The 26,831-nt window shown below is 42.1% G+C and carries 25 protein-coding genes and 1 pseudogene; 15 read left to right on the forward strand and 11 right to left on the reverse strand.

Going from position 1 to position 26,831, the window contains the following annotated elements; translation table 11 throughout:
* Nucleotides 1–127: 127 nt before the first annotated feature.
* From sat to SOI82_RS05400, 3 genes are read left to right on the forward strand one after another with little or no spacing between them, the layout of a single operon-like run.
* Nucleotides 128–1,300 (forward strand): sulfate adenylyltransferase, encoded by a 1,173-nt coding sequence (gene sat, locus SOI82_RS05390; protein WP_320668342.1) that lies wholly within the window; start codon nt 128–130, stop codon nt 1,298–1,300.
* Nucleotides 1,301–1,346: 46 nt separating this feature from the next.
* Nucleotides 1,347–3,197, forward strand: a complete 1,851-nt coding sequence (gene ftsH3, locus SOI82_RS05395; protein WP_320666450.1) for an ATP-dependent zinc metalloprotease FtsH3 — start codon at nt 1,347–1,349, stop codon at nt 3,195–3,197.
* A complete protein-coding gene (locus tag SOI82_RS05400) occupies nt 3,181–3,888 on the forward strand; it encodes a bifunctional 4-hydroxy-2-oxoglutarate aldolase/2-dehydro-3-deoxy-phosphogluconate aldolase (protein ID WP_320666451.1) in 708 nt (235 codons plus the stop codon). The genes ftsH3 and SOI82_RS05400 overlap by 17 nt, the downstream gene beginning before the upstream one ends.
* Before the next feature lie 117 nt (nt 3,889–4,005).
* Here SOI82_RS05400 and aroC read toward each other — a convergent pair whose 3' ends face one another.
* Together aroC and SOI82_RS05410 are read right to left on the reverse strand one after the other, a co-directional pair.
* Nucleotides 4,006–5,094, reverse strand: coding sequence for a chorismate synthase (aroC, locus tag SOI82_RS05405; RefSeq protein WP_320666452.1), 1,089 nt, complete (start codon nt 5,092–5,094; stop codon nt 4,006–4,008).
* 603 nt (nt 5,095–5,697) lie between these two features.
* The gene (locus SOI82_RS05410) at nt 5,698–6,621 is read right to left on the reverse strand and encodes an aspartoacylase (RefSeq protein ID WP_320666453.1); all 924 of its coding nucleotides are present in this window, start codon (nt 6,619–6,621) and stop codon (nt 5,698–5,700) included.
* 57 nt (nt 6,622–6,678) lie between these two features.
* Here SOI82_RS05410 and SOI82_RS05415 point away from each other — a divergent pair, with 57 nt between their 5' ends.
* The 4 genes and pseudogenes from SOI82_RS05415 (at nt 6,679) to SOI82_RS05425 (ending at nt 10,285) form a co-directional block, all read left to right on the forward strand.
* The gene (locus SOI82_RS05415; RefSeq protein WP_320666454.1) at nt 6,679–7,668 is read left to right on the forward strand and encodes a glutathione S-transferase family protein; all 990 of its coding nucleotides are present in this window, start codon (nt 6,679–6,681) and stop codon (nt 7,666–7,668) included.
* Between the two features lie 23 nt (nt 7,669–7,691).
* Nucleotides 7,692–8,342 (forward strand): DUF2301 domain-containing membrane protein, encoded by a 651-nt coding sequence (locus SOI82_RS05420; RefSeq protein ID WP_320666455.1) that lies wholly within the window; start codon nt 7,692–7,694, stop codon nt 8,340–8,342.
* A 62-nt stretch (nt 8,343–8,404) separates the two neighbouring features.
* Nucleotides 8,405–8,887: pseudogene (locus tag SOI82_RS10530) on the forward strand (ATP-binding cassette domain-containing protein); the annotation flags it as partial.
* Nucleotides 8,888–9,010: 123 nt separating this feature from the next.
* Nucleotides 9,011–10,285, forward strand: a complete 1,275-nt coding sequence (locus tag SOI82_RS05425) for an ABC-F family ATP-binding cassette domain-containing protein (protein WP_414153526.1) — start codon at nt 9,011–9,013, stop codon at nt 10,283–10,285.
* On the opposite strand, the gene SOI82_RS05430 is transcribed toward SOI82_RS05425, so the two are convergent.
* Entirely contained in the window at nt 10,266–10,952 is a 687-nt protein-coding gene (locus SOI82_RS05430; protein ID WP_320666457.1) for a hypothetical protein, read from the reverse strand. The two genes, SOI82_RS05425 and SOI82_RS05430, sit on opposite strands and share 20 nt — an antisense overlap.
* On the opposite strand from SOI82_RS05430, the gene SOI82_RS05435 reads away from it, so the two are divergent.
* Nucleotides 10,932–11,150 carry a CP12 domain-containing protein gene (locus tag SOI82_RS05435; protein WP_320666458.1) on the forward strand — a complete coding sequence of 73 codons (219 nt, stop codon included), beginning with the start codon at nt 10,932–10,934 and terminating at the stop codon, nt 11,148–11,150. The genes SOI82_RS05430 and SOI82_RS05435 overlap by 21 nt on opposite strands.
* An 82-nt stretch (nt 11,151–11,232) precedes the next feature.
* On the opposite strand, the gene SOI82_RS05440 is transcribed toward SOI82_RS05435, so the two are convergent.
* The 6 genes from SOI82_RS05440 to SOI82_RS05465 form a co-directional block, all read right to left on the reverse strand.
* Complete coding sequence (locus SOI82_RS05440; RefSeq protein WP_320666459.1) at nt 11,233–11,415, reverse strand: hypothetical protein; 183 nt, start codon at nt 11,413–11,415, stop codon at nt 11,233–11,235.
* Between the two features lie 73 nt (nt 11,416–11,488).
* Nucleotides 11,489–12,478 carry a GTPase ObgE gene (gene obgE, locus SOI82_RS05445; RefSeq protein WP_320668343.1) on the reverse strand — a complete coding sequence of 330 codons (990 nt, stop codon included), beginning with the start codon at nt 12,476–12,478 and terminating at the stop codon, nt 11,489–11,491.
* A 335-nt stretch (nt 12,479–12,813) separates the two neighbouring features.
* Complete coding sequence (locus tag SOI82_RS05450) at nt 12,814–15,231, reverse strand: endonuclease MutS2 (protein WP_320666460.1); 2,418 nt, start codon at nt 15,229–15,231, stop codon at nt 12,814–12,816.
* A complete protein-coding gene (locus tag SOI82_RS05455) occupies nt 15,228–15,656 on the reverse strand; it encodes a VOC family protein (protein WP_320666461.1) in 429 nt (142 codons plus the stop codon). Before SOI82_RS05455 ends, SOI82_RS05450 begins: the two co-directional genes overlap by 4 nt.
* Nucleotides 15,657–15,753: 97 nt before the next feature.
* The gene (gene hemB / locus SOI82_RS05460) at nt 15,754–16,755 is read right to left on the reverse strand and encodes a porphobilinogen synthase (RefSeq protein ID WP_320666462.1); all 1,002 of its coding nucleotides are present in this window, start codon (nt 16,753–16,755) and stop codon (nt 15,754–15,756) included.
* Between the two features lie 39 nt (nt 16,756–16,794).
* On the reverse strand, nt 16,795–17,781 hold the full coding sequence (locus SOI82_RS05465) for a J domain-containing protein (protein WP_320666463.1): 987 nt from the start codon (nt 17,779–17,781) through the stop codon (nt 16,795–16,797).
* A 299-nt stretch (nt 17,782–18,080) separates the two neighbouring features.
* Here SOI82_RS05465 and SOI82_RS05470 point away from each other — a divergent pair, with 299 nt between their 5' ends.
* Genes SOI82_RS05470 through SOI82_RS05480 form a run of 3 tightly spaced genes read left to right on the forward strand, consistent with a single transcriptional unit; the run spans nt 18,081 to nt 21,123 of the window.
* Nucleotides 18,081–19,778, forward strand: coding sequence for a SulP family inorganic anion transporter (locus SOI82_RS05470; protein WP_320666464.1), 1,698 nt, complete (start codon nt 18,081–18,083; stop codon nt 19,776–19,778).
* A gap of 54 nt (nt 19,779–19,832) precedes the next feature.
* Nucleotides 19,833–20,828, forward strand: coding sequence for a sodium-dependent bicarbonate transport family permease (locus tag SOI82_RS05475; protein ID WP_320666465.1), 996 nt, complete (start codon nt 19,833–19,835; stop codon nt 20,826–20,828).
* Between the two features lie 13 nt (nt 20,829–20,841).
* A complete protein-coding gene (locus tag SOI82_RS05480; RefSeq protein ID WP_320666466.1) occupies nt 20,842–21,123 on the forward strand; it encodes a P-II family nitrogen regulator in 282 nt (93 codons plus the stop codon).
* Nucleotides 21,124–21,210: 87 nt separating this feature from the next.
* Here the strand turns inward: SOI82_RS05480 and SOI82_RS05485 are convergent, their stop codons facing one another.
* Nucleotides 21,211–22,167: an NAD(P)/FAD-dependent oxidoreductase gene (locus tag SOI82_RS05485; RefSeq protein WP_320666467.1), complete on the reverse strand. Its 957-nt coding sequence runs from the start codon at nt 22,165–22,167 to the stop codon at nt 21,211–21,213.
* A 252-nt stretch (nt 22,168–22,419) separates the two neighbouring features.
* Between SOI82_RS05485 and SOI82_RS05490 the strand changes: the two genes are divergently transcribed.
* From SOI82_RS05490 to SOI82_RS05500, 3 genes are read left to right on the forward strand one after another with little or no spacing between them, the layout of a single operon-like run.
* On the forward strand, nt 22,420–22,920 hold the full coding sequence (locus SOI82_RS05490; protein WP_320666468.1) for a hypothetical protein: 501 nt from the start codon (nt 22,420–22,422) through the stop codon (nt 22,918–22,920).
* A 43-nt stretch (nt 22,921–22,963) separates the two neighbouring features.
* Nucleotides 22,964–23,278: a DUF6825 family protein gene (locus SOI82_RS05495; protein WP_320666469.1), complete on the forward strand. Its 315-nt coding sequence runs from the start codon at nt 22,964–22,966 to the stop codon at nt 23,276–23,278.
* The gene (locus SOI82_RS05500; RefSeq protein ID WP_320666470.1) at nt 23,278–24,954 is read left to right on the forward strand and encodes an AarF/ABC1/UbiB kinase family protein; all 1,677 of its coding nucleotides are present in this window, start codon (nt 23,278–23,280) and stop codon (nt 24,952–24,954) included. The genes SOI82_RS05495 and SOI82_RS05500 overlap by 1 nt, the downstream gene beginning before the upstream one ends.
* A gap of 30 nt (nt 24,955–24,984) precedes the next feature.
* Here the strand turns inward: SOI82_RS05500 and eno are convergent, their stop codons facing one another.
* Nucleotides 24,985–26,280 (reverse strand): phosphopyruvate hydratase, encoded by a 1,296-nt coding sequence (eno, locus tag SOI82_RS05505; RefSeq protein ID WP_320666471.1) that lies wholly within the window; start codon nt 26,278–26,280, stop codon nt 24,985–24,987.
* Between the two features lie 144 nt (nt 26,281–26,424).
* On the opposite strand from eno, the gene gloA reads away from it, so the two are divergent.
* Complete coding sequence (gene gloA, locus SOI82_RS05510) at nt 26,425–26,826, forward strand: lactoylglutathione lyase (RefSeq protein WP_320666472.1); 402 nt, start codon at nt 26,425–26,427, stop codon at nt 26,824–26,826.
* The last annotated feature ends 5 nt before the right edge of the window (nt 26,827–26,831 follow it).

Here is a 26,831-nt window from a genome sequence, read left to right on the forward strand (position 1 = left end):
TAACTGAACAGAATTCAATAAAAAAAGGGCCCAAGGGCCCTTTTTTTATTGAAAGAATTTTACTAGCCAATTTTTAGGAATTATGGCCATTGATCTGGGAGAATTTCTCGGAACCCTCAGGCTTGTAATGATCACCAGCCAATCACCCTCTGCAAAGAAAGCAGGAGTCATCGCTCCATATGGAGGAACCCTGGTAGATCTAATGGTCCCGAAGGACCAAAAAGAAATAATCAAAAAAAGCATTACCAAAACATTGGAATGCTCTGACAGAAATGCTTGCGATATTGAATTACTTATTTCTGGTGGATTTTCTCCTGAGCGTGGATTCATGCATCAGGCTGATTACCAAGCGGTTGTTAAAGGACATAGAACAACTTCTGGATATTTATTTGGACTCCCAGTTGTCATGGATACTGATCGCGATGATTTGAAGATAGGAGATCAGGTACTTCTGAACTATAAAGGCCAATCTTTGGCTGTAATGGACATAGATGACAAATGGGAACCAGACAAAGTAGTTGAAGCAAAAGGCTGTTATGGGACAACCTCACTAGAACATCCAGCTGTTCGAATGATTGCAACTGAACGAAAACGCTTCTACTTAGGAGGAAAACTACAAGGTCTAGAACTACCCAAGCGAATATTTCCTTGCAAAACACCAGCAGAAGTAAGAAGTCAATTGCCTGCTGGGGAAGACGTAGTTGCTTTTCAATGTCGAAACCCTATTCATCGTGCACATTACGAGCTTTTTACAAGAGCATTAAATGCAAACAATGTGAGTAAGAACGCTGTCGTTTTAGTACATCCCACTTGTGGGCCAACCCAACACGATGACATCCCAGGGACGATTCGCTTTCAAACTTATGAGCGACTAGCTTCAGAAGTAAATAATCCACGTATCAAATGGGCTTACCTGCCATATGCAATGCATATGGCAGGTCCTCGAGAAGCTCTACAACACATGATCATCAGAAGAAACTATGGATGCACACATTTCATAATTGGTCGTGATATGGCTGGTTGTAAGTCCCATTTAACTGGTGAGGATTTCTACGATGCATATGAAGCTCAAAACTTCGCCAGAGAATGTGCTCCCGAACTAGCAATGGAAACAGTTCCCTCCTTAAATCTTGTTTTTACAGAAGAAGAAGGCTATGTCACAGCTGAACATGCTGAAGCACGTGGTCTACATGTCAAAAAACTCAGCGGGACACAGTTCCGCAAAATGCTTCGCAGTGGAGAAGAAATTCCAGAATGGTTTGCTTTTCGTAGCGTGGTAGAAGTCCTTCGAACCACATAACCGCAATTAATCCTATTAACATCCTTTCATTAGAGAGAAAAGAACCTTGAACAAACGCTTACGCAACGTTGGGCTCTACGTGCTCATAGTGATATTTGTAATCATTGTTGGCACCGCTTTTTTCGATCGGCCAGATCCTGCTACTGCTACACGCTCACTTCGCTATAGCGATTTCGTAGAAGCAGTTCAAGACAATCAAGTAAGCCGTGTACTTCTATCACCAGACAAAGGAACTGCTCAAGTCATAGAAAGTGATGGTGGTCGTGCAGTAGTGAATCTCGCCCCTGACAAAGATCTATTAAAACTTTTGACTGAAAATAATGTTGATATCGCTGTTCAACCAACCCGCCAACCCAGTCCATGGCAACAAGCAGCCAGCAGTCTGCTTTTTCCCATTTTGCTACTAGGAGGTCTGTTTTTTCTGTTCCGTAGGGCACAAGGCAATGGAGGTGGAGGCAACCCCGCAATGAATTTTGGGAAGAGTAAAGCTCGTTTGCAAATGGAGCCATCTACTCAAGTTACGTTTGGAGATGTCGCTGGAATAGAAGGGGCCAAACTAGAACTTACTGAAGTAGTTGATTTCCTCAAAAACCCTGATCGTTTCACTGCTGTTGGTGCAAAGATACCTAAAGGAGTACTTCTTGTCGGCCCTCCTGGTACTGGTAAAACTCTCCTTGCAAAGGCAGTTGCTGGAGAAGCAGCAGTACCTTTCTTTTCAATATCTGGCTCCGAATTTGTTGAAATGTTTGTGGGTGTTGGTGCGAGCAGGGTACGTGATCTTTTTGAGCAAGCAAAAAAAAATGCTCCCTGCATAGTTTTTATTGATGAAATCGATGCTGTCGGTCGTCAACGTGGTGCAGGTCTAGGTGGCGGCAATGACGAAAGGGAACAAACCCTGAACCAACTCCTCACTGAAATGGATGGGTTTGAAGGTAATTCAGGCATCATTATTGTTGCTGCCACCAACAGACCTGATGTACTTGACGCGGCACTCATGCGACCAGGCAGATTCGATCGTCAAGTTGTAGTAGACAGACCTGACTATTCCGGCCGACTACAAATACTCAAAGTTCATGCTCGCGACAAAACACTCTCAAAAGATGTTGATCTTGATAAAGTGGCACGTAGAACACCTGGTTTTACAGGAGCTGATCTAGCCAACTTGCTTAATGAAGCTGCGATTTTGGCAGCCAGGCGTGAATTAACTGAAGTCAGCAACGACGAAGTTAGCGATGCAATCGAACGGGTGATGGCAGGACCAGAAAAGAAAGATCGTGTTATGAGCGAAAGGCGTAAAAGGCTTGTTGCATATCACGAATCAGGACATGCATTAGTAGGTGCTCTAATGCCAGATTATGATCCTGTTCAGAAAATTTCGATTATTCCCAGAGGTCAAGCAGGGGGACTCACTTTCTTCACTCCCAGCGAAGAAAGAATGGAATCCGGACTCTATTCAAGGTCATACTTACAAAACCAAATGGCTGTAGCACTTGGGGGACGAGTAGCCGAAGAAATTGTTTTTGGTGAAGACGAAGTCACAACTGGCGCCTCAAACGACCTCAAACAAGTAGCCCAAGTCGCTCGACAAATGATTACTAGATTTGGGATGAGTGACAAATTAGGTCCTGTCGCTTTAGGAAGATCACAAGGTGGCATGTTTCTTGGTCGCGACATTGCTGCGGAGCGAGACTTCTCAGAAGATACAGCTGCGACAATAGATTCTGAAGTATCTGAGTTGGTTGATGTAGCCTATAAGCGAGCTACAAAAGTTCTAGTAGACAACCGTGCTGTACTTGATGAATTAGCAGAAATGCTTGTCGAAAAAGAAACAGTTGACTCAGAAGAACTACAAGATCTCCTAATACTTCGCGACGTCCGAGTTGCAGAATACGTCTGATACATATCACTACTCCGCATGGCAGGATCAACAAGAAGCATTCATTGCTTCTTTGCAATTCCAGCCTCTAGCAGTAGTCCTTCGTCCAGAAGAAATAGATTTTAGAGAGCCCTATTTGAATAACCCTCTATTTTCTTTAATAGAACAACTTCAGTGGGCAGGGGTCAAGCATATAGAAATAGCTTGGTCGCAACATCCAAGCTGGATATGTCTAATGCAAGTGTTAAAGACAAGCTTTACTGATATTTCGCTAGGAGCAGCCTCAATAACAAATTCTCATGCCTTGGATTCAATCCTAGAATTAGGACTTGACTATGCAATGACTCCTATCTGGAATCCCACAATGCAGTTAAAAGCCAGAAAATTAAAACAACTTTTAGTCCCAGGTGTATTTTCCCCTACAGAAATCCATCAAGCCAAATGTTTTGGATGTCAACTAATTAAACTTTTTCCAGCATCAACGCTGGGTGTCAAATACATAAATCATTTAAAAGCTCCTATTCGCTCTTTACCATTCATCATTGCTGCTGGCGGATTAACAGTTGATGACGTCAATCCATGGTTGAAAGAAGGTTATGGAGCAATTGCTCTAGGCAGAGGGCTAATCCAAAATCATCAGATTGATCCTCTTTTGCAAAAATGGTTAAAGGATCGCGAGAGTCAAAGCAATCACTACACTGAGTCGACATAGTGATGACAAGATACATATCAGACAGGGCCTAAAACCTATCGACATATCAGCACGAAAGCTGAAAATCTTTTTACTCCACTGCAACCAAAAAATTATTTAATTTTAAATCCACACGTCTTACCAAAGGTTGCATTGACCCGTTTGTCTGAGAACGTGATCGGCGAGTACAAGCGCAACCATTGCCTCTACCATTGGAACTGCCCTAGGCAAAACGCATGGATCATGGCGTCCCTTAGCGGCAAGAACCGTTGAATTACCTTCCGTATCAATGGTTTGCTGTTCTTTGCGGATAGTAGCGGTTGGCTTAAAAGCAACCCTAACAACAATATCTTCGCCGTTGCTAATACCACCTTGGATGCCTCCAGAATTATTAGTCGCTGTTTTAAGCCGACCATCCTTTGAAGGAAGGAAAGCATCATTGTGCTCACTCCCTTTTAAGAGAGTCCCATCAAAACCTGATCCCACTTCAAACCCCTTAGTAGCTGGCAAAGACATCAAAGCCTTTGCTAGATCAGCCTCCAATTTGTCAAAAACTGGCATGCCTAGACCTAATGGTGCATTACGAACCAAACATTCAATAACACCACCACAAGAATCGCCCTCTTGACTTATTTCGTCGATACGTTGGACCATCAAATTGGCCATCTCTTGATCAGGACAACGCACAATATTTGACTCAACATCAGCCAAATTGACGTGGTCTAAATCTATATTCGCCTCAATATTGTGAATACGCTTAACCCACGCCAAAACTTCTGTACCATTTACCTTACATAAAAGTTGCTTAGCAATCGCACCTGCCGCAACACGTCCAATCGTTTCTCGTGCAGAGGCTCTACCTCCTCCACTTGGTGCTTGAATTCCATATTTAGCTTGATAAGTAGCATCTGCATGGGAAGGCCGAAACGCCACCTTCATCTCCTTGTAATCATCAGGTCGATGATCTTTATTCCTAACAACAAGAGCAATAGGTGTCCCAAGAGTCATATTCCCAACCAATCCGCTAAGAATCTCAACTTGATCGGCTTCTTTGCGAGGTGTAGTTATTTTGCTTTGCCCCGGTTTGCGCCTATCTAAGTCAGCCTGAATCTTTTGACGATCTAATTCCAACCTAGGAGGACATCCATCCAAGATCACTCCTACCCCCCCTCCATGAGACTCCCCGAAGGTACTTACCCTAAACAACTTCCCAAAAGTGCTTCCCATGAAAAACTAATTCTCACTACAAGATAAGAACTCACCATAAAAAAAACCTCCATAGCAATCAACCGAATGATTCACTTGCCCTAACCTGCGGACCCTTTTCTATATGAGACTTCAAAAATAAAGAGATTGAAAGCTCATCCAATCAAAAAGACATTGTAGAAAACTCGTTAAAATCGAAAATGGAACAAACTAATGCACATCAAAGAAGCCCACTAAAAGAAGTAATTAGTTTAAGATTCCAAAAGGAAATTTTTCTAGTGTTAGAGTTTTTGCTTATTCAATGACTAAGCACAAGAAAGCTTATAGAAAAGGTCATTCCTTTAAAGATGCAAAGCATCGAGCAGAAGAGATTTCAACTTAAGGCATCTTAAGTAAAGGAGGGAAGATTTAATCGCATGCATATGCCAAACAAAACATCCCGAAGTCATTGCTATTCATCAAGCTCGACGAATAAGAGATGAGTTGCTTTAACAAAATAATTCATCAATGCCTGCCTGCTAATATCTCTTAATGAAAATAACAAGTACTAAGTAACAATCAATCAAAACAAGAAAGAGGCATGGCCTGGCACGTTAAATATAATCAGCTCGGCTCTATAGATAACTAATTAGTTCCAAGACATATTAGATTTAATAATTCATACTTCCAATCATCCAAAACATTCCAAACTTCTCTTTTGGTTAGGCTCATTGCAATATTTTTCTCTGCATAAGCAGCCTCATTGATAAATACTGGTACTAAAGGTTCATTCTCTTCGAAAGTCTCGATATTTCCATCTAGTTTCATAAATAAAGGTGATCCTTTACTTAAAGGCTTCCAGTCTGCACCTTGTCTCTCAGGGTGGACAACGCCCAATATTCTTTTATTCTCTGCACGGGGAAAGTCAATGCTTCTTATATGACGATGAATTACAATTTTTTCAGGGAAGCAAGCTAATCCTTTGTTCAATTTGGCTAATTCTTCAAAGCAAATTTCTATCGCTAATCGAGACTGATCAATAATTTTTGGATGAAGTACACCCTGTGGAACAGGGCCAATTTCAATTACCAAGCCACAGGGCCATGACTCAACCAAAAAGCCTTGCTGAGTGTTATCACCCTCATGCAGGTATATAGGCAGGCCTAATCTTGATTGCACTAAAGATGCAAAGGCTAAATCTGGAAATCTTCTTCCATAAACGACAATGCTACTTCCCATTGATGAAGTAGTGCTATGTAAATCAATAGTTATTTGAGATGGATTCGACCCCTTCGGCCCAAAAGTTTTGATAATTTCTCTTGCACGAACAACTTCATAATCCTTATTAGAGTTATCATTCAATAATTCCTTACGAAAACAACGATTAAGGTCACAATTTATATAACGCTTACCCTCTTTGAGGGCTTCTGGATTACCTATAATTTTTAAGACCGTTAAATCATTATTATTGATCAATCCAGGATAATTTTTCCACTGATCCAAAAGCCAAGGAGCATTAATTTCATTCCCATGGGTTCCTGCGATTAAAAGCACCTGAGACCCAGACATCAACATTCAACAACTAGTTACAGCCTGACTGAAAACAGGAAGAAAGGAAACTTTTCAATGTCAATTCCTCCAATTGCAGTTGCCACAGCTCGAATGGGTTGGAAATGGCAATGGAATCAATTGATGAACGGGTTGGCGCCTGCTGATCGTTTTGGAAATTATCAACGGCCCCCAAGCCAACATCAAAACGCAGTAATACCAAAGCACAATGATCTAGCTGGTCGATCACAAGACGAGCTTCCGCACCTCATAATTGGACGAAGCTGTCCATGGGCACATCGCACCTGGCTGGTATATGAGTTGCGTAACCTGCAGAGCAACCTAAATATATTGATTGCAAATCCTGATAAAAAGAGGGGTCGCTGGCAAATTGAACCTTCATGGCTGGGATGTGATTCTCTTCTAAGCCTTTACCAAAAATGTGGGGAACCTCCTAATCACAGAGCCACAGTCCCTGCACTTATCGATCCTGGCGCAACAGCTAACGACAGTCCCAAACTGCTTGGAAACGAAAGCACTCAACTAATCGAAGTATTGAATCAATGGCCAACTACTACTAACTCTCTAGATCTATCTCCTAAAGAGCTTCAACAGGACATCAAAAATTGGCAAAACCTTTTGCAAAGCTCAGTCAATGATGGAGTTTATCGTTGTGGTTTTGCTCGAAACCAATCTGCTTATGACAAAGCATGCAAGGAACTCTTCCAAGGCCTCAAGGAAGTAGAAAAAAGTCTTTCCAATAAAGGACCATGGCTTTGTGGCCGTAAAATTACCCTTGCAGATGTAAGGCTATTCCCAACTCTGATTCGCTGGGAGATGGTCTATCAACCCTTGTTTGGATGCAGTCAAGAGCCACTTTGGTCATTCCCAAATCTTTGGCGCTGGAGACAACAATTTCTTGCACTACCATCAGTCCAAAAGACCTGTGACTCCTCTGCCTGGCGCAATGACTACTTCGGTGCCCTATTTCCGTTAAGACCAAGCAACATTGTCCCAGCAGGTCCAAATCTGATCAAAATGGTAAATAGCAAAGTTCCAGACCTGTGAAAAAAGACCAATCTTCAACTTTTATGCCTGAAAACAAAAGTCTTGAAGAACCTGAATTTCAAGGGTTGTACGGAAATTACAAAATTACCAAAACCGATCAAATTGAAGTCCAACGATATCGAATCTCTGTGCTTCTTTGCGGTATAGCGTTTTGTGCAGGGATAGGACATTGGCTTTTTATCGGGCCATCTTTGGCCTGGCTATGGTTATTTCCCATTGCAATTGGCCTTGGTCTTGCACTGAAGTGGATCCATATATATCTGCGTCCACTACACAAAACTCTTCAAATTCTCTGGGCTACAGGGTGTATAGGAATTGCCATCCTTTTACTAACACTAGGCGGCGCAAACTTACTTACTAGCCTTGCTGAAGATCCAATCTGGACTTTAGCCATAGGTCCTTTGTTCGCCGCCCTAACAGGCTTAGGTTTCAAAGAATTTTTCTGTTTCCGGAGATTAGAAGCAATAGGCCTAACACTATTAGTTCCAATAGCTCTTATCGGACATTTAACAACCCTGATAAGTGGAGAAATAGTTATGGCATTACTAAGCTGTTCTGCCTTTTTATTGTTAATACTTGCAATTCGCAAGTTTGGAATGGATGCAGCAGCTGATGTAGGAGACAAAAGTGTCTTTGCCTATCTAGATAATCAACATATTGCAAAAAGTTTGTGAACCTAATTAGTTTAATTGGAGCATCTAAAGACTTTGGAATTCATAGTCTATTTAATAATTTCACCCTTCACATTAAAGAAGGAGAGAGACTTGGGTTGATCGGACCAAATGGAGCTGGCAAATCAACACTTCTAAAAATTCTTGCCGGGGACGAGCCACTTGGCGATGGAGAGCGAAGATACAAGTCGGGAATCAAATTAGAGCTAGTTAACCAAGAAAGCACTATTCACAATAATCGGACAGTTATTGAAGAAGTTCTAGCAAATTGTGGTGAAAAAAGAGATTTGCTAATTCGTTTCAATCAACTCAGCGAAGAAGTTGCCCAAAGGCCAACAGACTCCTCCCTTCTCAACGACCTGAGTCGAGTTAGTGAGCAAATGGATAATGCTGAAGTCTGGAGTCTGGAGCAACAATGCAAAGAAGTACTTCATCATCTTGGAATTAGTAACCTTTCTCGCCCAGCCAAAGAACTTTCAGGTGGATATCAAAAAAGAGTCAAGCTCGCATCCGCTTTAGTAGCAAAGCCTGATGTACTGCTTTTAGACGAACCAACAAACCATCTAGATGCCTCGGCCGTGGAATGGCTACAAGATTGGCTAAAGCAATTTCATGGGGCATTAATACTTGTTACCCATGACCGCTACGTTCTTGATCAAGTTACTAACCGCATGATCGAAGTCAATAAAGGTAAAGCACGCAATTACGAAGGAAACTACAGCAACTTCCTTAAACAAAAAACTCAAGAGGCAAAGTCAGAAGCATCATCAGAAGCAAAGTTAAAAGGTGTTTTAAGAAGAGAATTGGCTTGGTTAAGACAAGGAGCAAAAGCAAGAAGCACCAAACAAAAGGCTCGGATACAAAGAATTGAAAAAATGCGCTCAAATTCATCAAAACCAATCAATCATTCTTTACAAATATCTACCCTTAATAAACGAATAGGAAAACTTGTAATTGAAGCCAAAGACTTACAAGTAACAAATAATGGGAAATTACTTTTTGACAATTTCTCCTATAGCTTCAGCCCTGAAGATCGTGTAGGGATTATCGGCCTGAATGGAAGTGGGAAGTCCACACTTCTTGATCTAATTGCTCGTCGAAAACTTCCCACTAGAGGGGAAATACGTCTTGGGGAAACAGTCAATCTTGGATACCTTGATCAACAGACTGATGATTTATTAAGCGGCAAAGGTCTAGAGAGAAAGGTCATAGATTTTGTAGAAGAAGCTGCATCATGGATCGACCTAGGGAATGAGAAAGTCACAGCATCTCAATTACTAGAAAGATTCCTATTTCCTCCTGCGCAGCAACACAGCCCTTTGAAACGACTCTCGGGAGGAGAGAAGAGAAGACTTACGCTTTGTCGAATACTCATCCAGGCTCCAAATGTTCTTTTACTAGATGAGCCAACAAATGATCTAGATATACAGACTCTCAGTGTTCTTGAAGACTTCTTAGAAGATTTCCATGGTTGCGTAATAGTTGTATCCCATGATCGCTATTTCCTAGATCGCACCATAGATAAAATCTTTAGCTTTGAAAAAGGCCTAATCAATAAATTTGAGGGCAATTACAGTGCTTTTCTGAAGAACAAACAATATACGGAAAAAAGACTTGAAATAGAATCTCAAAGCAGCAAATATTTGAGGCTAAAGCAATCAACAAGAAACACAAAGAATGCAGTTATAGAATCGTTCTCGCAAGAAGCTTCAAGAGCAACACAAGAGGCGCAGACAGTTCGGAGACGCAGCTTTAAAGAATCAAAAGAACTCGAAAAACTAAATCATGATCTATTACTACTAGAAGCACAAAAAATATCTTTAGAGAAGGAGCTTGTTAAAAAGAAAGGAAACTTAACTGAGCTCAGCCAAAAGCTTGCCGAATGTGTCGAAAAGCTTAGGAATGCAGAAGATCGATGGCTAGAACTCAGCGAGCTGGAGCCTTAAAGCTTTGACAAGCAGGATTCAAGTATTTTTTCCTCAAGGGCTCAGGGGAACATCTTTTTACTGGGTCAGGCCAAATACACCGAGGACCTGCAAATGCAATGCACAGTGAATCGGACGAATCAATCCATGGCGGCCTTCTAACAGGTGCTCCTTCTGCCTCAAGCTTTTTCATATAAGTTGGCCGATAATTTTTAAGTGATCGATGCCTTGCCATCTGCTCACCTATACGATGCAAATAAGAATCATGAGACCAAGTAATGCGATTGGTTTCAAACGCTTCGCATGCATCAACAATTGATCCAAATCGCTGACTAACCAATCCAGAAGGTGCACACTGCTTCCACTCGATTATTTGTAAAAAAGTGAGTCCTTTTCGCCATTGTCGCTGCTCAGAAAGATAACAAAAAGCTTCCGGGCCATTAATCCAAAACATATTTCCCCAATCATCAACGAAGTGGCGGCCGTGCCTTTCTCGGATGTGCGCCATTAAATCAGCCTCTAGCTCATACTTAGCTGATAGCCACCGCTCCGTATTCTTGGCAATGGTGTTGTAACGCAAACCAAGTAACGAAATAACCCATGGCACAACTGCACGAAGGCCGTATGGTGTGCTTGTCGACCTAGGCCGGTGTAGGCCCAGCCCTTTATGAAATCTATCGACGAACACATTCAGAAGGATCAATCAGAGATCCAATCCGCTAAGGCCCATGGCGACAATGCCAAGGTGCGTCACCTAACTGAAGAACTAACTTCTCTGCAGGAGTACAAGGATCACCATCCCGGCGACAAACATGATCCAAATGCTCTGGAATTGTTCTGTGATGCAAATCCTGATGAGCCTGAGTGCCTCGTTTACGACGACTGATTAATTTCACACAAATCATTAAAAAACAAGAAGCCGCTACACAAACCGCTTCTTGTTTTTTAATGAAAACAAATAATAAAGCTCAATAATCCATATTGAAATCTGAAGGACTGCTTGTGAGAGAGCACACAACTGATTCCTCGTGCTTCATCTCACGAACTTCTGCAATAGGTCGTCCCATGCGTTTAAGAACTTCAATGTCTTGAGAGGTCTGACAACGAGCAATAACCTTCCCGTGGCCATCAAAACAACTGTAGAAAGTCATAAATCAATTAACTGCCCCTTATTTATGACTAATTATTTAAAACTAAACAAGTAGAAGTTTAAACTCACACATATCATTTCCCAAGTTCTCTCCACACCTCTTCTAATAAAATATCCAAACCTTTCCCAGTAGCTGCTGAAATACATATCACCTTTTGATTAGTTGCCTTATGAACCGCCTCAACTAAATAGTTCTCCCACTCTTGATCCAAAAGCTCTCTTTTGTTGATCACTAACAACCTGGGGCGACCAAGCAACCCACGTCCATAATCAGCCAGTTCCTTCTCAACAACTTTTAAATCATTCACCGGGTCATCAGACGCTCCATCAATCAAATGTATAAGAAGTCGTGTGCGCTCTATATGCCGAAGAAAATCATGCCCTAAACCAGCCCCTTGCGCAGCTCCTGAAATCAAACCTGGGATGTCAGCGAAGACAGTACCATCCCCACTTGGCCTTCGCACGACTCCAAGATTTGGAATTAATGTTGTAAAAGGGTAGTCAGCAATCTTTGGGCGAGCAGCCGAAAGAACTGCAATCAAAGTACTTTTACCAGCATTTGGCAACCCAATAATTCCAACCTCCGCCAATAACTTCAACTCCAACTGCAGTAGCCATTGCTCTCCTTCTCTCCCTTCAGTGCAATGTTCAGGCGCACGATTGCGATTACTCAAGAAATGAGCATTACCAAGGCCACCTCTCCCTCCAAAGGCAATCACAAGGCGTTGCCCAGCTTCTAGCAAGTCCCCAAAAATGATCCCTGTGGTGAGATGTCTTACTTCAGTACCACAGGGGACCTTAATGACTAAATCCTTACCTGAAGCTCCCGTACATTTATTTGGTCCTCCTCGCCGCCCATCCTCCGCAAGAAATAATCTCTTGAATTGGAAGTCCAAAAGTGTCTGCAGGTTTGCATCAGCTTGAAGTACAACTTGCCCCCCTTGTCCCCCATCGCCTCCAGCCGGACCTCCAGCAGGTACGTACTTCTCACGCCGAAAGGTCACTATCCCATCTCCACCGCGGCCAGCTTTTACAGTTATGCGTGCTTGATCTATGAACTGCATTTTCTTCTGGTCATGCCAAGGGTTTTCAAGAAGCAAAAATTATCTGGAACACGTCTGGAAATACATAACGTTAGCCAGTTTCTAAGAAAATTAATTTCTGATTTCATTTTAGGTATGTAGCAACACCTACTTCTTTCACCTAGTTGAAATGTGGAAAATTCTGATACTGGAGAACAAACGCAACAAGTTAACGGAACTGACAAAATATCATCATCTTTAACTCCCCCACTTCAAGGGAAAATTTAAGAATGAGAGAAATTCCAAAACTCGCCAACAGAGGCAATCTCTATTTTTGAAATAATAATTAGTCAACAGAACCCAATGACCAAAAAAATTCACTTACACCAAACAACACTGCAACCTGTCCCACCATCACGCTGTTCAGCATCAGCAACTCGCTCTACATAAGGCAGACTCTCAAGCCATTGCCGCAAACCCCTTTTTAACTTTCCAGTTCCAATTCCATGGATGATCCACAGAGGGCCAAAGTTAGTCCGTAAATATTGCTCAACCACAACTTCCGCTTCATGTACACGCAAGCCACGCACATCCAAAGTGTTTCGGGAAGTACGCACAGAGGGGTTAGGGCCGGATGCACTCAAAGGTTTAACATTCACTACTGTTTTTACATCCCTAGGCTTGCGCCCATCAAGACTTTCCACATCAGCCAAACAGACGGTGCTTCGAAAAACACCACAAAGAATTGTCAGCTGTAATCCGTCATCTGAAATAGCTATTACCTCGCCAGCTTTACCTAAAGCAAGCAACCTAACTTGATCCCCAACTTGCGGTGCCCAATCCTGACTATTGCCACTAATAATCGCTGGCTGGTAGTCATTCTCTAACTGGCGCAACCTTTGACCGACCCGTCTAGCAGTTTCACCATCAGCACCCACATCACGCAAACGACGAATTAAACTACGGACCTCTTTCTGTCCCTTGCGAATAGAGTTTTCAACTTTTTTACGTCCAAACTCTTGCATTTCTTCAGACTGCAGGCATTGCTTTTGCCATTGACTAATTAACTGATCATGAAGTAATTCAGTACGGGCCAGCAAAGCGGCCGCCTCCTCAGCTGCAATTTGCTGTCGCTGTCTTTGCTCTTCTAAGCCTCTAATGACATTATCGACATCCTCTAACCCCTTTGGGCCCATCAAGTCTTCAGCATTCTTAACCACAACAGAATCAAGCCCTAGCCTTCTAGCAATATCAAGGGCATTACTCCTACCAGGAATTCCCCATTGCAAGCGATACGTAGGTTGAATCGTCTCACTGTTAAACCCAACAGAAGCATTCTCGAAGCGGGAATCACTATATTTAAGAGACTTAAGTCCTCCTAAATGTGTAGTTGCAATAGTCAATCTTGCCTTATCAGCAAAGTTGCGCAATAACGCAATTGCCAAGGCCGTGCCCTCGCTTGGATCTGTACCTGCTCCAACTTCATCCAGGAGGACCAAAGATGGACCCTCTACATCCTCAACTGCCTGAAGAATTCGGCCAATACGAGTAATATGACTACTAAAAGTTGACAAATTCTGTTGAAGCGATTGCTCATCACCTATATCTGCCAACACTTGGCTACACCAAGGCAAAGAAGGACTCTCAACACATGGCAACAAGAGTCCAGAGCGTGCCATCAATACTGCCAAGCCAACACTCTTAAGCGTGACCGTTTTACCGCCAGTATTGGGACCAGTAATAGCGACCACTCTCACAGTACTCCCAACTTCAAGACTTACTGGGACGACAACTGGTCCTTGAGAGTTAAGCTGCTGACAAACAAGTAGGGGATGTCGAAGATCCCTAAACATGAAAGGCGAGTCAAATTCTTCATACAACGTTGGAGGAACCCCACCTATCCATTTCCCAAAGCGAGTCCGTGCTAGAGCTAAGTCCATTTGCAACATAACCTTGCCAAGGTGCTCTAAAGAAGAAAAGTTCTCACCAACTTCTTTACTCCAACTAGTTAATAATCGATGCTCCTCATTACAGATTTCCGTCTCAATTGAAGCGATTTTGTTTCCCAAAGGGATGACCGCATGAGGTTCTATAAAAACAGTGTTACCGGATGCCGAGTTGCCATAAACAATACCTGCGAGCTTATCTGTTGCCCCCACTTTTAGCGCCAAAACAGGTCTCCCACTACGATCTCCGATCGCAGTATCTTGAAAAATAGGAGCATTCCTTCGTAGGAGCTCATGCAAAACTGCACGTCGATCTAAGCGCAGGCGTTGACACTTTTGGCGAAGGTCTCTCAGCCTTTCACTCGCCCGATCAGCAACACGTCCCCCTTCTTCAAGCCCAAACTTCAAAAGCTTTTCTAACTCTGGCAAAGTAGCTAAGTCAACAAGCAATGTCGTCAAAACCGGGCGAACCTGTGGGTCATCAATTTGACGGCGTAAACGGCGAGCTGATGAAAGAGTCTCCGCAACTTCCAGCAATTGCTCTCCAGAAACAACTCCACCTTTGAAGCAATGAAACAAGGTATCTTCTAAATCATGAATTCCCTGAAAACTGAGGCCTCCTTCAATAAGTTCATCTAAAGCACCTATTTCCATTGTTTCAGCCAAACGCTGCCGACTAGCACTCACATCCAATGGCAAAGAAAGTCTTTTGCATTCACGGCAACCCTGAGAAGTGCTGGCAAATTTTGAAAGGTATTCACAAAGTCTTGGCCACTCTAATAACTCCAGAGTGTCCTTTAGCGCTTTCTCAGTATCTGACATATGAGAGCCAGTTCCTGAAGAACTCATTCCAAGAAATTCATTGCCTTTTGCTGGTTTGTTGGGATTCCTTCAGGAGGGTGATAAAGCATCTCTAACCAGTTATCCTCAGAATCTTTTAAATAGAAAGAGGCTGTCCCGTCTCTATGGTCATGCAATGGACCTACATATCTTCCTTTCTTAGACAAGTGTCTGTGAATATCTTCTACTTCAGTTTTGTCAGTGAAGTGAAAGGCAAAATGAGGCCCAGCTGCTTTATATTCTGGACCCAATAGAGCTAAGCCATCTTTACTAGAACCAACTTCCAAATAACACCAATCCTTATCATCCCAAATCAGCTTCATACCAAGACTCATATAAAAACTCTTAGCACGTTCGATATCCTTAACTCGAATCGCTATATGCCCTAGTCTTTGGACATTAAAATTAGTGTTTTTAAGAACTTCGTCTAACATTATTTTAAATAAAAAAGTCCTTTTTCAAGATATCTAATTTATTCATATCTGCTGTAAAACCAAGGAAAATTGACTTATCTAAACCCTAACAATAATTTCATCTCTCTTGTAGCCACTCTGCCGCTTCACAAGCGTGATATGTAAGGATCAAGTCAGCCCCGGCCCTTTTGAAGCTCAGCAAAGTTTCTAGTACTACTGCCTTTTCATCTATCCACCCCCTCTCTGCCGCAGCTTTCACCATTGCATACTCTCCACTAACGTTATAGGCCGCAATAGGTAACTCAGATTCTTGCCTTAATCGATAAATAATATCCAAATAGGAAAGTCCTGGCTTAACCATTAGAATGTCTGCTCCTTCTTGCTCGTCAAGTTGGGCTTCCGTAATAGCTTCTCGTGCATTAGCTGGATCCATTTGATATGTGCTCTTGTCTTTTGGAATAGGCTTTGCAGATGCTGCTCGAGGGGCTGAATCCAAAGCTTCACGAAAGGGGCCGTAATAGGCAGAAGAATATTTTGCTGTGTAGCTAATGATCCCAACATGCTCAAATCCCTCATCGTCAAGGGCTTCACGAATAGCGCCTACACGACCATCCATCATGTCACTAGGTCCGATTAAATCAGCACCAGCATTAGCCTGCACTACTGCTTGACGACATAGATATTCAATAGTCTCATCATTTAAAACCACTCCCTCAGAACTAACTATTCCATCGTGGCCATCACATGAATAAGGATCTAGAGCAACATCAGTCATCACTGTCATTTCTGGCAGCTCTTGTTTCAACCGTTGAATAGCCCTGGGAATCAACCCATTTGGATTAAAACACTCTGCAGCATCTTCAGTTTTAAGAGATTCATCAACCTTGGGAAAAAGTACAACACATCTAATCCCAAGTTTCCAAGCTCTTTCGACTTCTGCAATTAATCCATCCAGGTCCCAGCGATTTGCGCCAGGCATCGCCGTAATTGGCTCCACATTCGCACCCTCATGCACAAACAATGGATAAATAAAATCAGCTGCTTTGAGGCTGTGCTCTTGCACCATTCCTCTCAGTGAAGAAGTCCTGCGCAGCCTTCGAGGCCGATAAGTTAAATCCATAGGGCCCAAAGAAGCATCGTAATCATGGTAAATCCGAGCTTATATGCATGCTGACTTGAGCCAAGATTTACGGGGGTCATTGCAACGGACCTGTTGAAGCTCCTTAATGAATTTGAGCTCTTCAACCGACCATTGATCAGGAAAATCCAAAATCAGGGTCAATATTAAATCCCCTCGATCGCCATTAATAGGCCACCCTTTTCTTTTCAGTCTCAAACTCCTACCAGGAGATGTACCCGCAGGAATGTTGACTTGAGCTTCACCGTCAGGTGTCATCACTTTTACTACAGCACCTAAAGCAAGCTCATCAAAAGCAACCGGGAGTTCTCCTCTCAATAGATCTCCATCCAACCGCCAAATAGTGTGCGATTGAACCACCAGATTCAAATAGAGGTCTCCTCGCCTGCCAGTACCTGGCTGAATATTCCCTTTACCTTTTAAACGAAGCCTGGAACCAGACTTTATCCCCTTAGGGATCAGAACACTAACCTTTTCGTCATTTACAGAAAGAGTACGTTCTGTGCCATTAAAGGCCTCAGAAAAAGTGACCTTCAAAGTAGCTTCAGCATCAAGATTTATTGGAGGCCTTGAAGTACTTCTAGGGAATCCAGAACCCACTGGGAACCCTCCTGGGACCCCTCCTGGGAACCCTCCTGGGAACCCAGATCCTCCCCCTCTCGAGCCTCCAAATCTTCCTAAAAGATCATTTACAAAATCATCAAAATTGCCATAACTACCAAAATCAGCATCAAACCCCGCTCCTCCGGGTCTGTTCCCCGCCATACCATTGGTTTGATTCCAATACTGGCCGAACTGTTCATATCTACGCCGTTTATCTGGATCAGAAAGTACTTCATAAGCTTCACTGATTTCCTTAAATTTGGATTCAGCCTCTGAATTGCCAGGATTCACATCAGGATGATATTTCCTGGCCAACTTCCTAAAAGCCCGCTTAATAGAATCAGTATTAGCATTTCGCTCAACCCCAAGAACCTTGAAATAATCACGGTAACCACTAGCTGCCATGAATTCCCTTGGGATGAATTGCCCAGAATTGTATGTTCTCAGTTCAAGGTTGAACTAAGAACATTCCTAATGGAGGGAAGTCCGAACGCATAACCTCCCCCCCCTCAATGAATGGTAAAAAAGAATTACGGTAAGCAGTAGGAAAATCAATTACTTAGCAAGCCATTAATCGTTAATTCTTATTCTCAAAGACTGTTCTCCAAAAAATATCCTTACGTTTGATGATTGACCTACTTGAGCAGATCACCCTCTTCCAGATAGGCTCGATTCAATAAATTTAGTATTGGAGGGAAGCAAGAGTGGCAGCTTTGATCAATGGATTTCACATAAAAAATGTACGTGGTGATGTCTTAGGAGGTCTAACAGCGGCAGTAGTGGCTTTACCTCTGGCCCTTGCCTTTGGAGAGGCTGCTCTTGGCGATGGAGGGGCAATTTATGGCCTCTACGGGGCAGTCGTGGTCGGTTTTCTAGCTGCATTATTTGGAGGAACACCGGCCCAAGTCAGTGGTCCCACGGGGCCAATGAGTGTCACGGTGGCTGGAGTAATTGCAAGCCTTACTGCAATAGGGGTAAATCCTGAGCTTGGAGCAGGCGAAATATTACCAATGGTTATGGCTGCAGTCGTTATTGGGGGGCTATTTCAAATTCTTTTTGGTTTGCTGAAACTCGGTAAGTACATCACTCTTGTTCCTTATTCAGTTGTATCTGGCTTCATGTCAGGAATAGGAGTAATTATTATCACAATTCAATTAGGTCCTCTTTTAGGGATAACTACAGGTGGAGGAGTACTCGAGTCTTTAAAAAGATTAGTTGAGAATTTTGAACCAAATGGAGCCGCAATATCAGTTTCAATAATGACTCTTGCAATAGTTTTTCTTACACCAAGAAAGATCAGTCAATGGATACCTTCTCCTCTTCTAGCATTATTAATAGTTACTCCTTTGTCAGTTTGGATTTTTAATGATTCATCTCTAATCGAAAAGGGAGTGAATCCTTTACCTCGGATTGGAACTATCCCTGAAGGAGGTCTATCCTTCTCTTTACCTAATCTTCAAGATAATTTTCCTGTAATAATTCAAGCAGGACTTGTTTTAGCAGTCCTTGGTGCAATTGATTCCCTTCTCACATCACTAGTAGCAGACAATATCTCACAAACACGTCATAACTCTGATAGAGAGCTGATAGGTCAAGGAATTGGTAATAGTGTCGCAGGCCTATTTAGTGGGCTCCCTGGAGCAGGAGCAACAATGAGAACAGTGATAAATGTGAAGTCTGGTGGAAGTACGCCAATATCTGGAATGGTTCATTCAATAGTTTTGCTAATAGTTTTGCTAGGTGCAGGATCATTGGCTGCAGAAATTCCAAAGGCTTTGTTGGCAGGAATTCTTATAAAAGTTGGTCTTGACATTATTGACTGGGGTTTTCTGAAAAGAGCGCATCGTCTTTCCTTAAAAACCGCAGCAGTAATGTATGGAGTGCTATTAATGACAGTTTTCTGGGATCTTATCTCTGCTGTTTTAGTAGGTGTATTTGTTGCAAATATGCTGACAATTGACTCTATAACTCAAACACAATTACAAGGAATGGAAGCAGATAACCCTCTCAGAGATTCCACAGGAGATGATTTTAGCGAGTTACCTCTACCCTTCGAAGAGCAAACACTGCTAGATAAGTGCTCAGGTGAGGTAATGCTTTTCAGGCTTCGTGGACCTATGAGCTTTGGGGCCGCAAAAGGTATTAGCGAAAGAATGATGCTCGTTAGAAATTACAAGGTGCTGATTCTTGATATCACTGATGTACCACGTTTAGGAGTAACAGCTACTTTGGCAATCGAAGAAATGGTTGAAGAAGCGAAAGCAAATGAGCGAAAAGCTTATGTTGCTGGAGCAGGAATAAGTGGGAATGTCAGAGATCGTCTTGCTAAATTTGGTATTGAAGGAGTGTTAGCAACTAGGAAAGAGGCACTTGAAGCTGCTTTAAATGATATTCAGGTATAAATTCAGATATATCAATCAATCCCTTTAACACTCAACTAATTTCACAAGAATTATATGGATACAAGCCTCATCCTACAAAATGTATTAACGCCTCCGGTTCTTTTCTTCTTTCTTGGAGCTTCAGCCGTCTTACTTAAATCTGATCTAGAGATTCCAGCACCACTGCCAAAGCTCTTTTCATTATATCTACTTCTTGCAATTGGCTTTAAAGGGGGAATTGAGTTATATCAAAGTGGCTTTGGAGGTCCTGTTATCCCAACTATAGTTGCAGCAATAGTAATGTCTCTTGTAATACCACTTATTTGTTTTTGCATCCTCAGAATAAAGTTAAATGTATTTAATTCTGCAGCAATTGCAGCTGCTTATGGTTCAATCAGTGCAGTTACATTCATAACTGCAGAAAGTTTCTTATACAGTCAAAATATTCAATTCGATGGCTTCATGGTTGCTGCTCTCGCAATCATGGAGTCACCAGCAATAATAGTTGGTCTTTTACTTGTAAAAATAGCAGCTCCGAAAGAAAGGCCTTTAGAAAGAACAATGAAGTGGAGAGAAATCCTCCACGAATCAATGTTAAATGGTTCAGTTTACTTATTATTGGGCAGCTTATTAATAGGGTTCTTAACAGTTGCATTTAACCCTTTAGGAGTCACAAAAATGCAACCTTTTACTGTCAAACTTTTCTATGGAGTCGAATGCTTCTTTCTACTTGATATGGGAATTGTTGCAGCTCAAAGACTTCCTGCACTTAAAAAAGCAGGCTCCTTCTTAATTGTTTTTGCCGTAGGCATGCCAATTTTCAATGCAGTAATTGGTGTATTTGTTGCAAAAATGTTGGAGCTAGGCCCAGGAAATGCATTGTTATTTGTGGTGCTATGTGCAAGCGCATCTTATCTTGCTGTTCCAGCGGCAATGAGAATGACAGTCCCAGAAGCAAAATCAAGCTATTACATCTCAACAACACTTGGACTTACTTTCCCATTCAATATAGTTATAGGTATCCCAGTCTATATGGGATTAGTAAATCGATTAATCCCACTGACATCCTGATCAAATGAAAAACATGAAGCGTTTAGATCTTATTTTTAGTGAGAGAGAATTAGATGAAATGATCAAATGCCTGGAAAAAGCAGAAGTTCCTGGTTATACAGTTATGAAGCATGTAACTGGGAGAGGGCCTGAAAGAGTTGTTTCAGAAGACATGGAGTTTACCGGCCTTGGAGCGAATGCACATGTAATTATTTTTTGCCCAGAGGAATTATTAGAGAGAATAAAAGTCAATATCCAGCCTATTCTTAGTTATTACGGTGGCGTTGCTTATACTTCTGAAGCGAATCCACTCTAATCAAGAAGCAAGCAATTACCTAAGTTGATTATATCTAAGCATATCCTTATATTAATTTGAATTGTTTTTCAATGTAAATATCTTCTCTCAAGCATGCACCCAATCCACACGAATTGATTTACGACTATTCAAAAATCGATCTATGGCCATTGCTGCAATACATCCATCAGATGCTGCAACTACTGCTTGCTTAAAAGGAGTATTACGAATATCACCAATAGCCCAAACACCTTCAGAAGTAGTAGACATAAAGTCATCCACAACAACACCCCCATCTTCTCTTAAAGCAACTTGGCCTCCAAGAAAATCAGTAATCGGTTTAGAGCCACTCATATACACAAAAACCCCCTCTAAAGATAAAGATTGCTGATTCTCGTCTGAGCGAGATTTCACTTTAATTCCACTAACACCACTTTCATTTCCCTCTATTTGCATCAACCTTGTTTTGCTCCAATGGCGAACATTGTGCTGAGAAATTAAAGCTTTAGCCTCTAAATCATCATCTTTAGGATCATTGGACGTAATCCAATGGACTATCGAAGCAAACTTTGTCAGTACCTGAGCCTCCTCGACAGCCTCCTTATTTGTGCCAACTACTGCAACTTCACGCCCTTTATAAAATGCACCATCACATGTAGCGCAATAACTCACTCCTCGTCCAAGAAAATCAGCCTCTCCCTTAAAGGAAGCTGGTCGGCCCATGGCCCCGCTAGCTAGTACCAATGAACGTCCTTTAAATGTTCCCTCAGGTGTATAAACCGTTTTCCAATCTCCATTAACATCAACCCCAAAAACCTGGGCGCGACGAAAATCCGTACCGTATTCAATTGCTTGATCCCGCATCAAAGTAAGCAGAGCTTCTCCGCTCATTTCACTTGATACTCCAGGATAATTAGCAATTTGATGTGTGATGGCCAAGGCGCCCACTGCAGGATTCTTGTCCAGAATCACTGTCTTTAAATTGGCTCTGGCTGTGTAAAGCGCACAGGTACAACCTGCAGGTCCACCTCCCACAATCACAACATCAGCTTCTATTGTTTCCAATGGGAAGGTCTCCTTAAGAGCTTTGACTTATGGCAACAGAATCAGCATATGAAACTAGGAGAGGAAGTGCCTTAAAAAAATCCGACTTCTCCCCTCATTAGCTTCATTTCTTATCCTCTCAGAACTTTAGTGAAGAAAAGATCCCTTAAAGAAAATTTTCAAGCTCCTCAGTGGCACTTAGACAAAATGTAAAAAGCCAATTCAGCTGAATCGAGCTATTACAAGCTTACAAATGGAGCATCACAGGTAAGTGTGCAATTACAAATGATGGCGCAAGAAAAAACGAAAAAAATTTCAAGCTTCTGGATTAGCCCACTCTTGGTGGGATGCTGCTTAGCGGCAGGATATGAAGTCACTCATAGAGCCATGCTCAATAAACACAACCAAAACCGACCAAAAATAAAATTCTTGTCTATCCCTCACACGTTCTCCAACAGAAAACGGGAAGCATTCCAAAGTTCTAATCAAGGCATGGCTTCGGGCTTAAAAACGAATGGAAATTTAGGAAATATAAAGCCCAAGAAAGCAGAGAAAAAACAGATTTCAAAATTTGCAGAGCTTCAAGAAGCAGAAATGCAAACTGCTTTAGAAGCTCTGGAAAACAATGAGACCCAAGATAAGGAGATGAAACTAAAGAAACCAAAAAGAACTAGAAACACACCTAAACCAAAAGAGTTCCCAAGCTCAAATTCACAATTAATGGCCAGAGAAAAAAAATTTGATGAGCTTTTTAAAGCACTTCTTGAACCTTAACCAAGCCATGGTCTATCACTGTTTCTTGTAGGAGAGATAACTAATGAGTGCTTCTGACAACCTTCTAAAAGCCACCCTTAACCGCCTAGGAGTGCGAATAGGGGAAAAGCTTATAAAATCAGTTGCTGAACTAGCCGTCATCGCGCAAGACGCGCCTGAGAGGCTTCGAACCGAATGGGAACTTTTCCAAGAGGAAGTAATGGAAGAGGCCAACCGACTCGATAAAGAAACAAATCACGAGAGCTCAGATACCAAACAAAAACCTAACAATCCAAATTTTGAAACGCCTCAAGAAAGGATTGATCGAATTAGAGCAAAAGCAGCTGAACTCAATAGCAAGCTAGAGGCCAAAAGCTAATGGCTTTTTGGAAATTCCTTGATTGTCTTAGGCGGGGTTTCCGTGCACTTCGCATTTGGAAAGCAGTTGTATCTCTGTTGTTTTTTATTTGGTGGGATAGACGTGCCTGGAGCTACCCACTAGGCAGGAGTTTTGAAAAGAAACAAGCACGACAGCAAATTAGAGCTCGCTGGTTAACTAAAGAATTGGTTCATCTGGGATCAGCCTTCATCAAGCTGGGCCAACTTCTTTCAGCCCGCCCAGACGTATTGCCTTCCGGATGGGTAACAGAGCTGGCTGATTTGCAAGACAAGGTACCCGCTTTTAGCTTTCAAAAAGCTCAAGCTGTAATTGAACAAGAATTAGGCTCAAAATACAAAGAAATTGTTGATATTGATCAAGAACCTTTAGGAGCAGCGTCACTGGCACAAGTGCATCGTGCTCAATTAAAAAATGGTCGCCAGGTTGTATTAAAAATTCAGCGCCCAGGACTTGAAAAGTTATTTCGTCTTGATCTGGAAGTCATGCAACAAGTAGCAGCTGTCTTTCAACGAAACCGGAACTGGAGTAATGGCAGAGACTTTGTTGGAATTGCGAAAGAATGCCAAAAAGTATTACTTAGAGAGCTAGATTTTCGATTAGAAGCTCAATATGCAGCAAGGTTTCGTCAACAATTTCTTGAACAGCCAGACATACGTATTCCAGGAGTTGTATGGGAACTAAGCACACAAAAAATTCTCTGCCTTGACTACCTCCCAGGCATAAAAATCAATGACCGCATATCACTAATAGAACATGGTATAGATCCATCTTCAATAGCAAAAACTGGAGCTACTAGTTATCTAAAACAACTGGTGCAATTTGGTTTTTTTCATGCTGACCCACATCCAGGAAATCTCGCAGTAGCAACTGATGGAGCTTTGATCTACTACGACTTTGGGATGATGGGATTGATATCTAGTGGACTTCGCAGCAGATTAGGTTCAATGGTTACCGCTGCTGCTGGAAGAGATGCTGCCAGACTGGTAACAGAATTACAAGCAGCGGGCTTAATTGCTTCTGGGATAGAAGTAGGGCCTGTCAGAAGGTTAGTAAGAATAATGCTAAAAGAAGCACTAACTCCTCCATTTAGTACGAATGTAATCGAGAAACTTTCAGGAGATATTTACGACCTTGTCTATGGGAAACCCTTTCGAATCCCAGTAGAATTAATTTTTGTTATGAGAGCCCTATCAACCTTTGAAGGGGTAGGGCGTAGTCTTGACCCAAGCTTTAATTTGATAGATATAGCAAAGCCATACATTCTGCCTCTAATGAATTCAAGCAATTCCAATCCAAATGACCTGATCAATGAACTGGGACGACAAGTTGGTGCTTTAGGGAGCAAGGCAGTTGCACTGCCTAAGCGTTTAGATGAAAGCTTAGAAAAATTAGAGCAAGGTGACCTCCAACTTCAAATTCGCATGGGGGAATCTGACAGACAATTACGTCGAATGATTAATACTCAAAGAGCGATGAGTCAATCTATATTGCTAGGTTGCCTTGGTATTAGTGCAGCACTTCTAGGATCTAGCCATAAACCTATCCTTTCATTTATACCATTATTTATTGGAATCCCACTGAGTGTTGGATGGTTAAAATTACAATTTAGAATTAATCGCGACAACAGGATCGATCAAATCCAAGATAGAAAATAAACAGAAATATCAATCAAAAAAAGAAAGCTTTTAATTTCTACCTCTTGGCCCTAAATTTACAGCTCCTGCATATAAGGCTTGTCCTCTCAGTTCATCTTCTATACGCAACAATTGATTATATTTAGCAACTCTTTCACTTCTACTCAATGAGCCTGTTTTTATTTGTCCCGCTCTAGTTGCAACAGAAAGATCAGCAATTGTTGTGTCTTCGGTTTCTCCACTTCGATGACTAATTACACTTGAATACCCTGAGCGATTCGCTAAAGATATCGCTTCAATGGTTTCTGTTAAAGAACCTATTTGATTGACTTTAATCAGGATAGAGTTTGCGACATTTTGATCAATGCCCTGTTGGAGGCGACTAGTGTTAGTTACGAATATATCGTCACCAACCAACTGAACTTTATGTCCTAATTCTTTAGTAAGCAATGCCCAACCCTTCCAGTCATCTTCAGCAAGTCCATCTTCTATAGAGATGATTGGATAACTATGGACTAATTTAGTTAGTTCCTTAATCATCTCTTGACTGGTGTAATTTCCACCACCATATCTATAAATTCCATCCATAAAGAACTCAGTGCTTGCAACATCTAATGCCAGGGAAATCTGTTTACCAGGCTGAAAGCCAGCTTTCTCTATAGCATCCACAAGCAAATCTCCCGCCTCCTGATTACTTGCAAGGTTTGGAGCAAAGCCGCCTTCATCTCCAACTGAAGTAGACAAGCCTCTTTCAATTAAAAGGCTCTTGAGAGTATGAAATACCTCCGCACCCATGCGCAAAGCTTCTCGGAAGCTGCTTGCCCCATGAGGGACAAGCATAAATTCCTGAAAGTCGAGGTTATTAGCAGCATGTGCTCCTCCATTAATCACATTCATCAAAGGAACTGGCAAAAGAGAGGCCATAGGGCCCCCTAAATAGCGATATAAAGGCAATCCAAGCCCATTGGCTGCAGCTCGAGCATTAGCAAGGCTTACAGCCAGAATGGAATTGGCTCCTAAAACGGATTTATTAGGACTTCCATCAAGCTCCAGCATTGAAGAATCAATAGTTGCTTGATCTAACGAAGAAAGACCACATAGCGAAGGAGCTATTCGTTCTTCAATGTGATTCACTGATTTTGTAACACCCTTCCCCATATATCGTTCTTCTCCATCCCTCATCTCATGGGCTTCGTGTACACCTGTACTGGCACCACTAGGGACTATGGCCCGACCAATTGCTCCTCCCTCAAGAACAACCTCAGCTTCCACAGTTGGGTTCCCACGAGAGTCAAGAACTTCCCTTGCCAGGATGGTGTCAATGATGAGGTCTAAAGAATCAATCACGTTGTCTCGCGGGGATTATTGAAATCCTATGGGTCTACCCATAAGTTGGCTGTGAGTTGTTTTGCACTCCTGCTATTTCAGCAAGTCATCTGAGAGCAACCTTGGCTCACAATCAACCATTCTGTGATTTTCAAATTCCCAATCATGCGAATCCTTCATACCATGCTTCGAGTTGGTGATCTAGATAAATCTCTAAAGTTCTACATCGACATTCTTGGTATGAAACTATTACGCCGCAAGGATTATCCTTCAGGACGTTTCACTCTGGCTTTTGTTGGTTTCAGTCCAGAGGATGAAAGCACAGTCCTTGAATTAACTCACAATTGGGACATCAATCAATATGAAGTTGGAGAAGGCTATGGTCATATTGCTGTAGGAGTGGACGATATTTTTACCACCTGCAAATCCATCAAACAAAACGGTGGCCTTGTTGTAAGAGAACCAGGTCCAATGAAACATGGCAGCACAGTGATTGCATTTGTTCAAGACCCAGATGGTTACAAAATTGAGTTAATTGAAAAGGCCCCTAGTAGTAATGCGAATTAATTTCC

The organism is Prochlorococcus sp. MIT 1307, from assembly GCF_034092395.1.
GTDB lineage: Bacteria > Cyanobacteriota > Cyanobacteriia > PCC-6307 > Cyanobiaceae > AG-363-K07.

Coding starts and splice junctions, on each gene's coding strand:
- sat (WP_320668342.1), top strand. CDS start 128: ATGATCACCAGCCAATCACCCTCTGCAAAGAAAGCAGGAGTCATCGCT.
- aroC (WP_320666452.1), bottom strand. CDS start 5,094: ATGGGAAGCACTTTTGGGAAGTTGTTTAGGGTAAGTACCTTCGGGGAG.
- SOI82_RS05410 (WP_320666453.1), bottom strand. CDS start 6,621: ATGTCTGGGTCTCAGGTGCTTTTAATCGCAGGAACCCATGGGAATGAA.
- SOI82_RS05415 (WP_320666454.1), top strand. CDS start 6,679: ATGTCAATTCCTCCAATTGCAGTTGCCACAGCTCGAATGGGTTGGAAA.
- SOI82_RS05420 (WP_320666455.1), top strand. CDS start 7,692: ATGCCTGAAAACAAAAGTCTTGAAGAACCTGAATTTCAAGGGTTGTAC.
- SOI82_RS05425 (WP_414153526.1), top strand. CDS start 9,011: ATGATCGAAGTCAATAAAGGTAAAGCACGCAATTACGAAGGAAACTAC.
- SOI82_RS05435 (WP_320666458.1), top strand. CDS start 10,932: ATGAAATCTATCGACGAACACATTCAGAAGGATCAATCAGAGATCCAA.
- SOI82_RS05440 (WP_320666459.1), bottom strand. CDS start 11,415: ATGACTTTCTACAGTTGTTTTGATGGCCACGGGAAGGTTATTGCTCGT.
- obgE (WP_320668343.1), bottom strand. CDS start 12,478: ATGCAGTTCATAGATCAAGCACGCATAACTGTAAAAGCTGGCCGCGGT.
- SOI82_RS05450 (WP_320666460.1), bottom strand. CDS start 15,231: ATGAGTTCTTCAGGAACTGGCTCTCATATGTCAGATACTGAGAAAGCG.
- SOI82_RS05455 (WP_320666461.1), bottom strand. CDS start 15,656: ATGTTAGACGAAGTTCTTAAAAACACTAATTTTAATGTCCAAAGACTA.
- hemB (WP_320666462.1), bottom strand. CDS start 16,755: ATGGATTTAACTTATCGGCCTCGAAGGCTGCGCAGGACTTCTTCACTG.
- SOI82_RS05465 (WP_320666463.1), bottom strand. CDS start 17,781: ATGGCAGCTAGTGGTTACCGTGATTATTTCAAGGTTCTTGGGGTTGAG.
- SOI82_RS05475 (WP_320666465.1), top strand. CDS start 19,833: ATGGATACAAGCCTCATCCTACAAAATGTATTAACGCCTCCGGTTCTT.
- SOI82_RS05480 (WP_320666466.1), top strand. CDS start 20,842: ATGAAGCGTTTAGATCTTATTTTTAGTGAGAGAGAATTAGATGAAATG.
- SOI82_RS05495 (WP_320666469.1), top strand. CDS start 22,964: ATGAGTGCTTCTGACAACCTTCTAAAAGCCACCCTTAACCGCCTAGGA.
- SOI82_RS05500 (WP_320666470.1), top strand. CDS start 23,278: ATGGCTTTTTGGAAATTCCTTGATTGTCTTAGGCGGGGTTTCCGTGCA.
- gloA (WP_320666472.1), top strand. CDS start 26,425: ATGCGAATCCTTCATACCATGCTTCGAGTTGGTGATCTAGATAAATCT.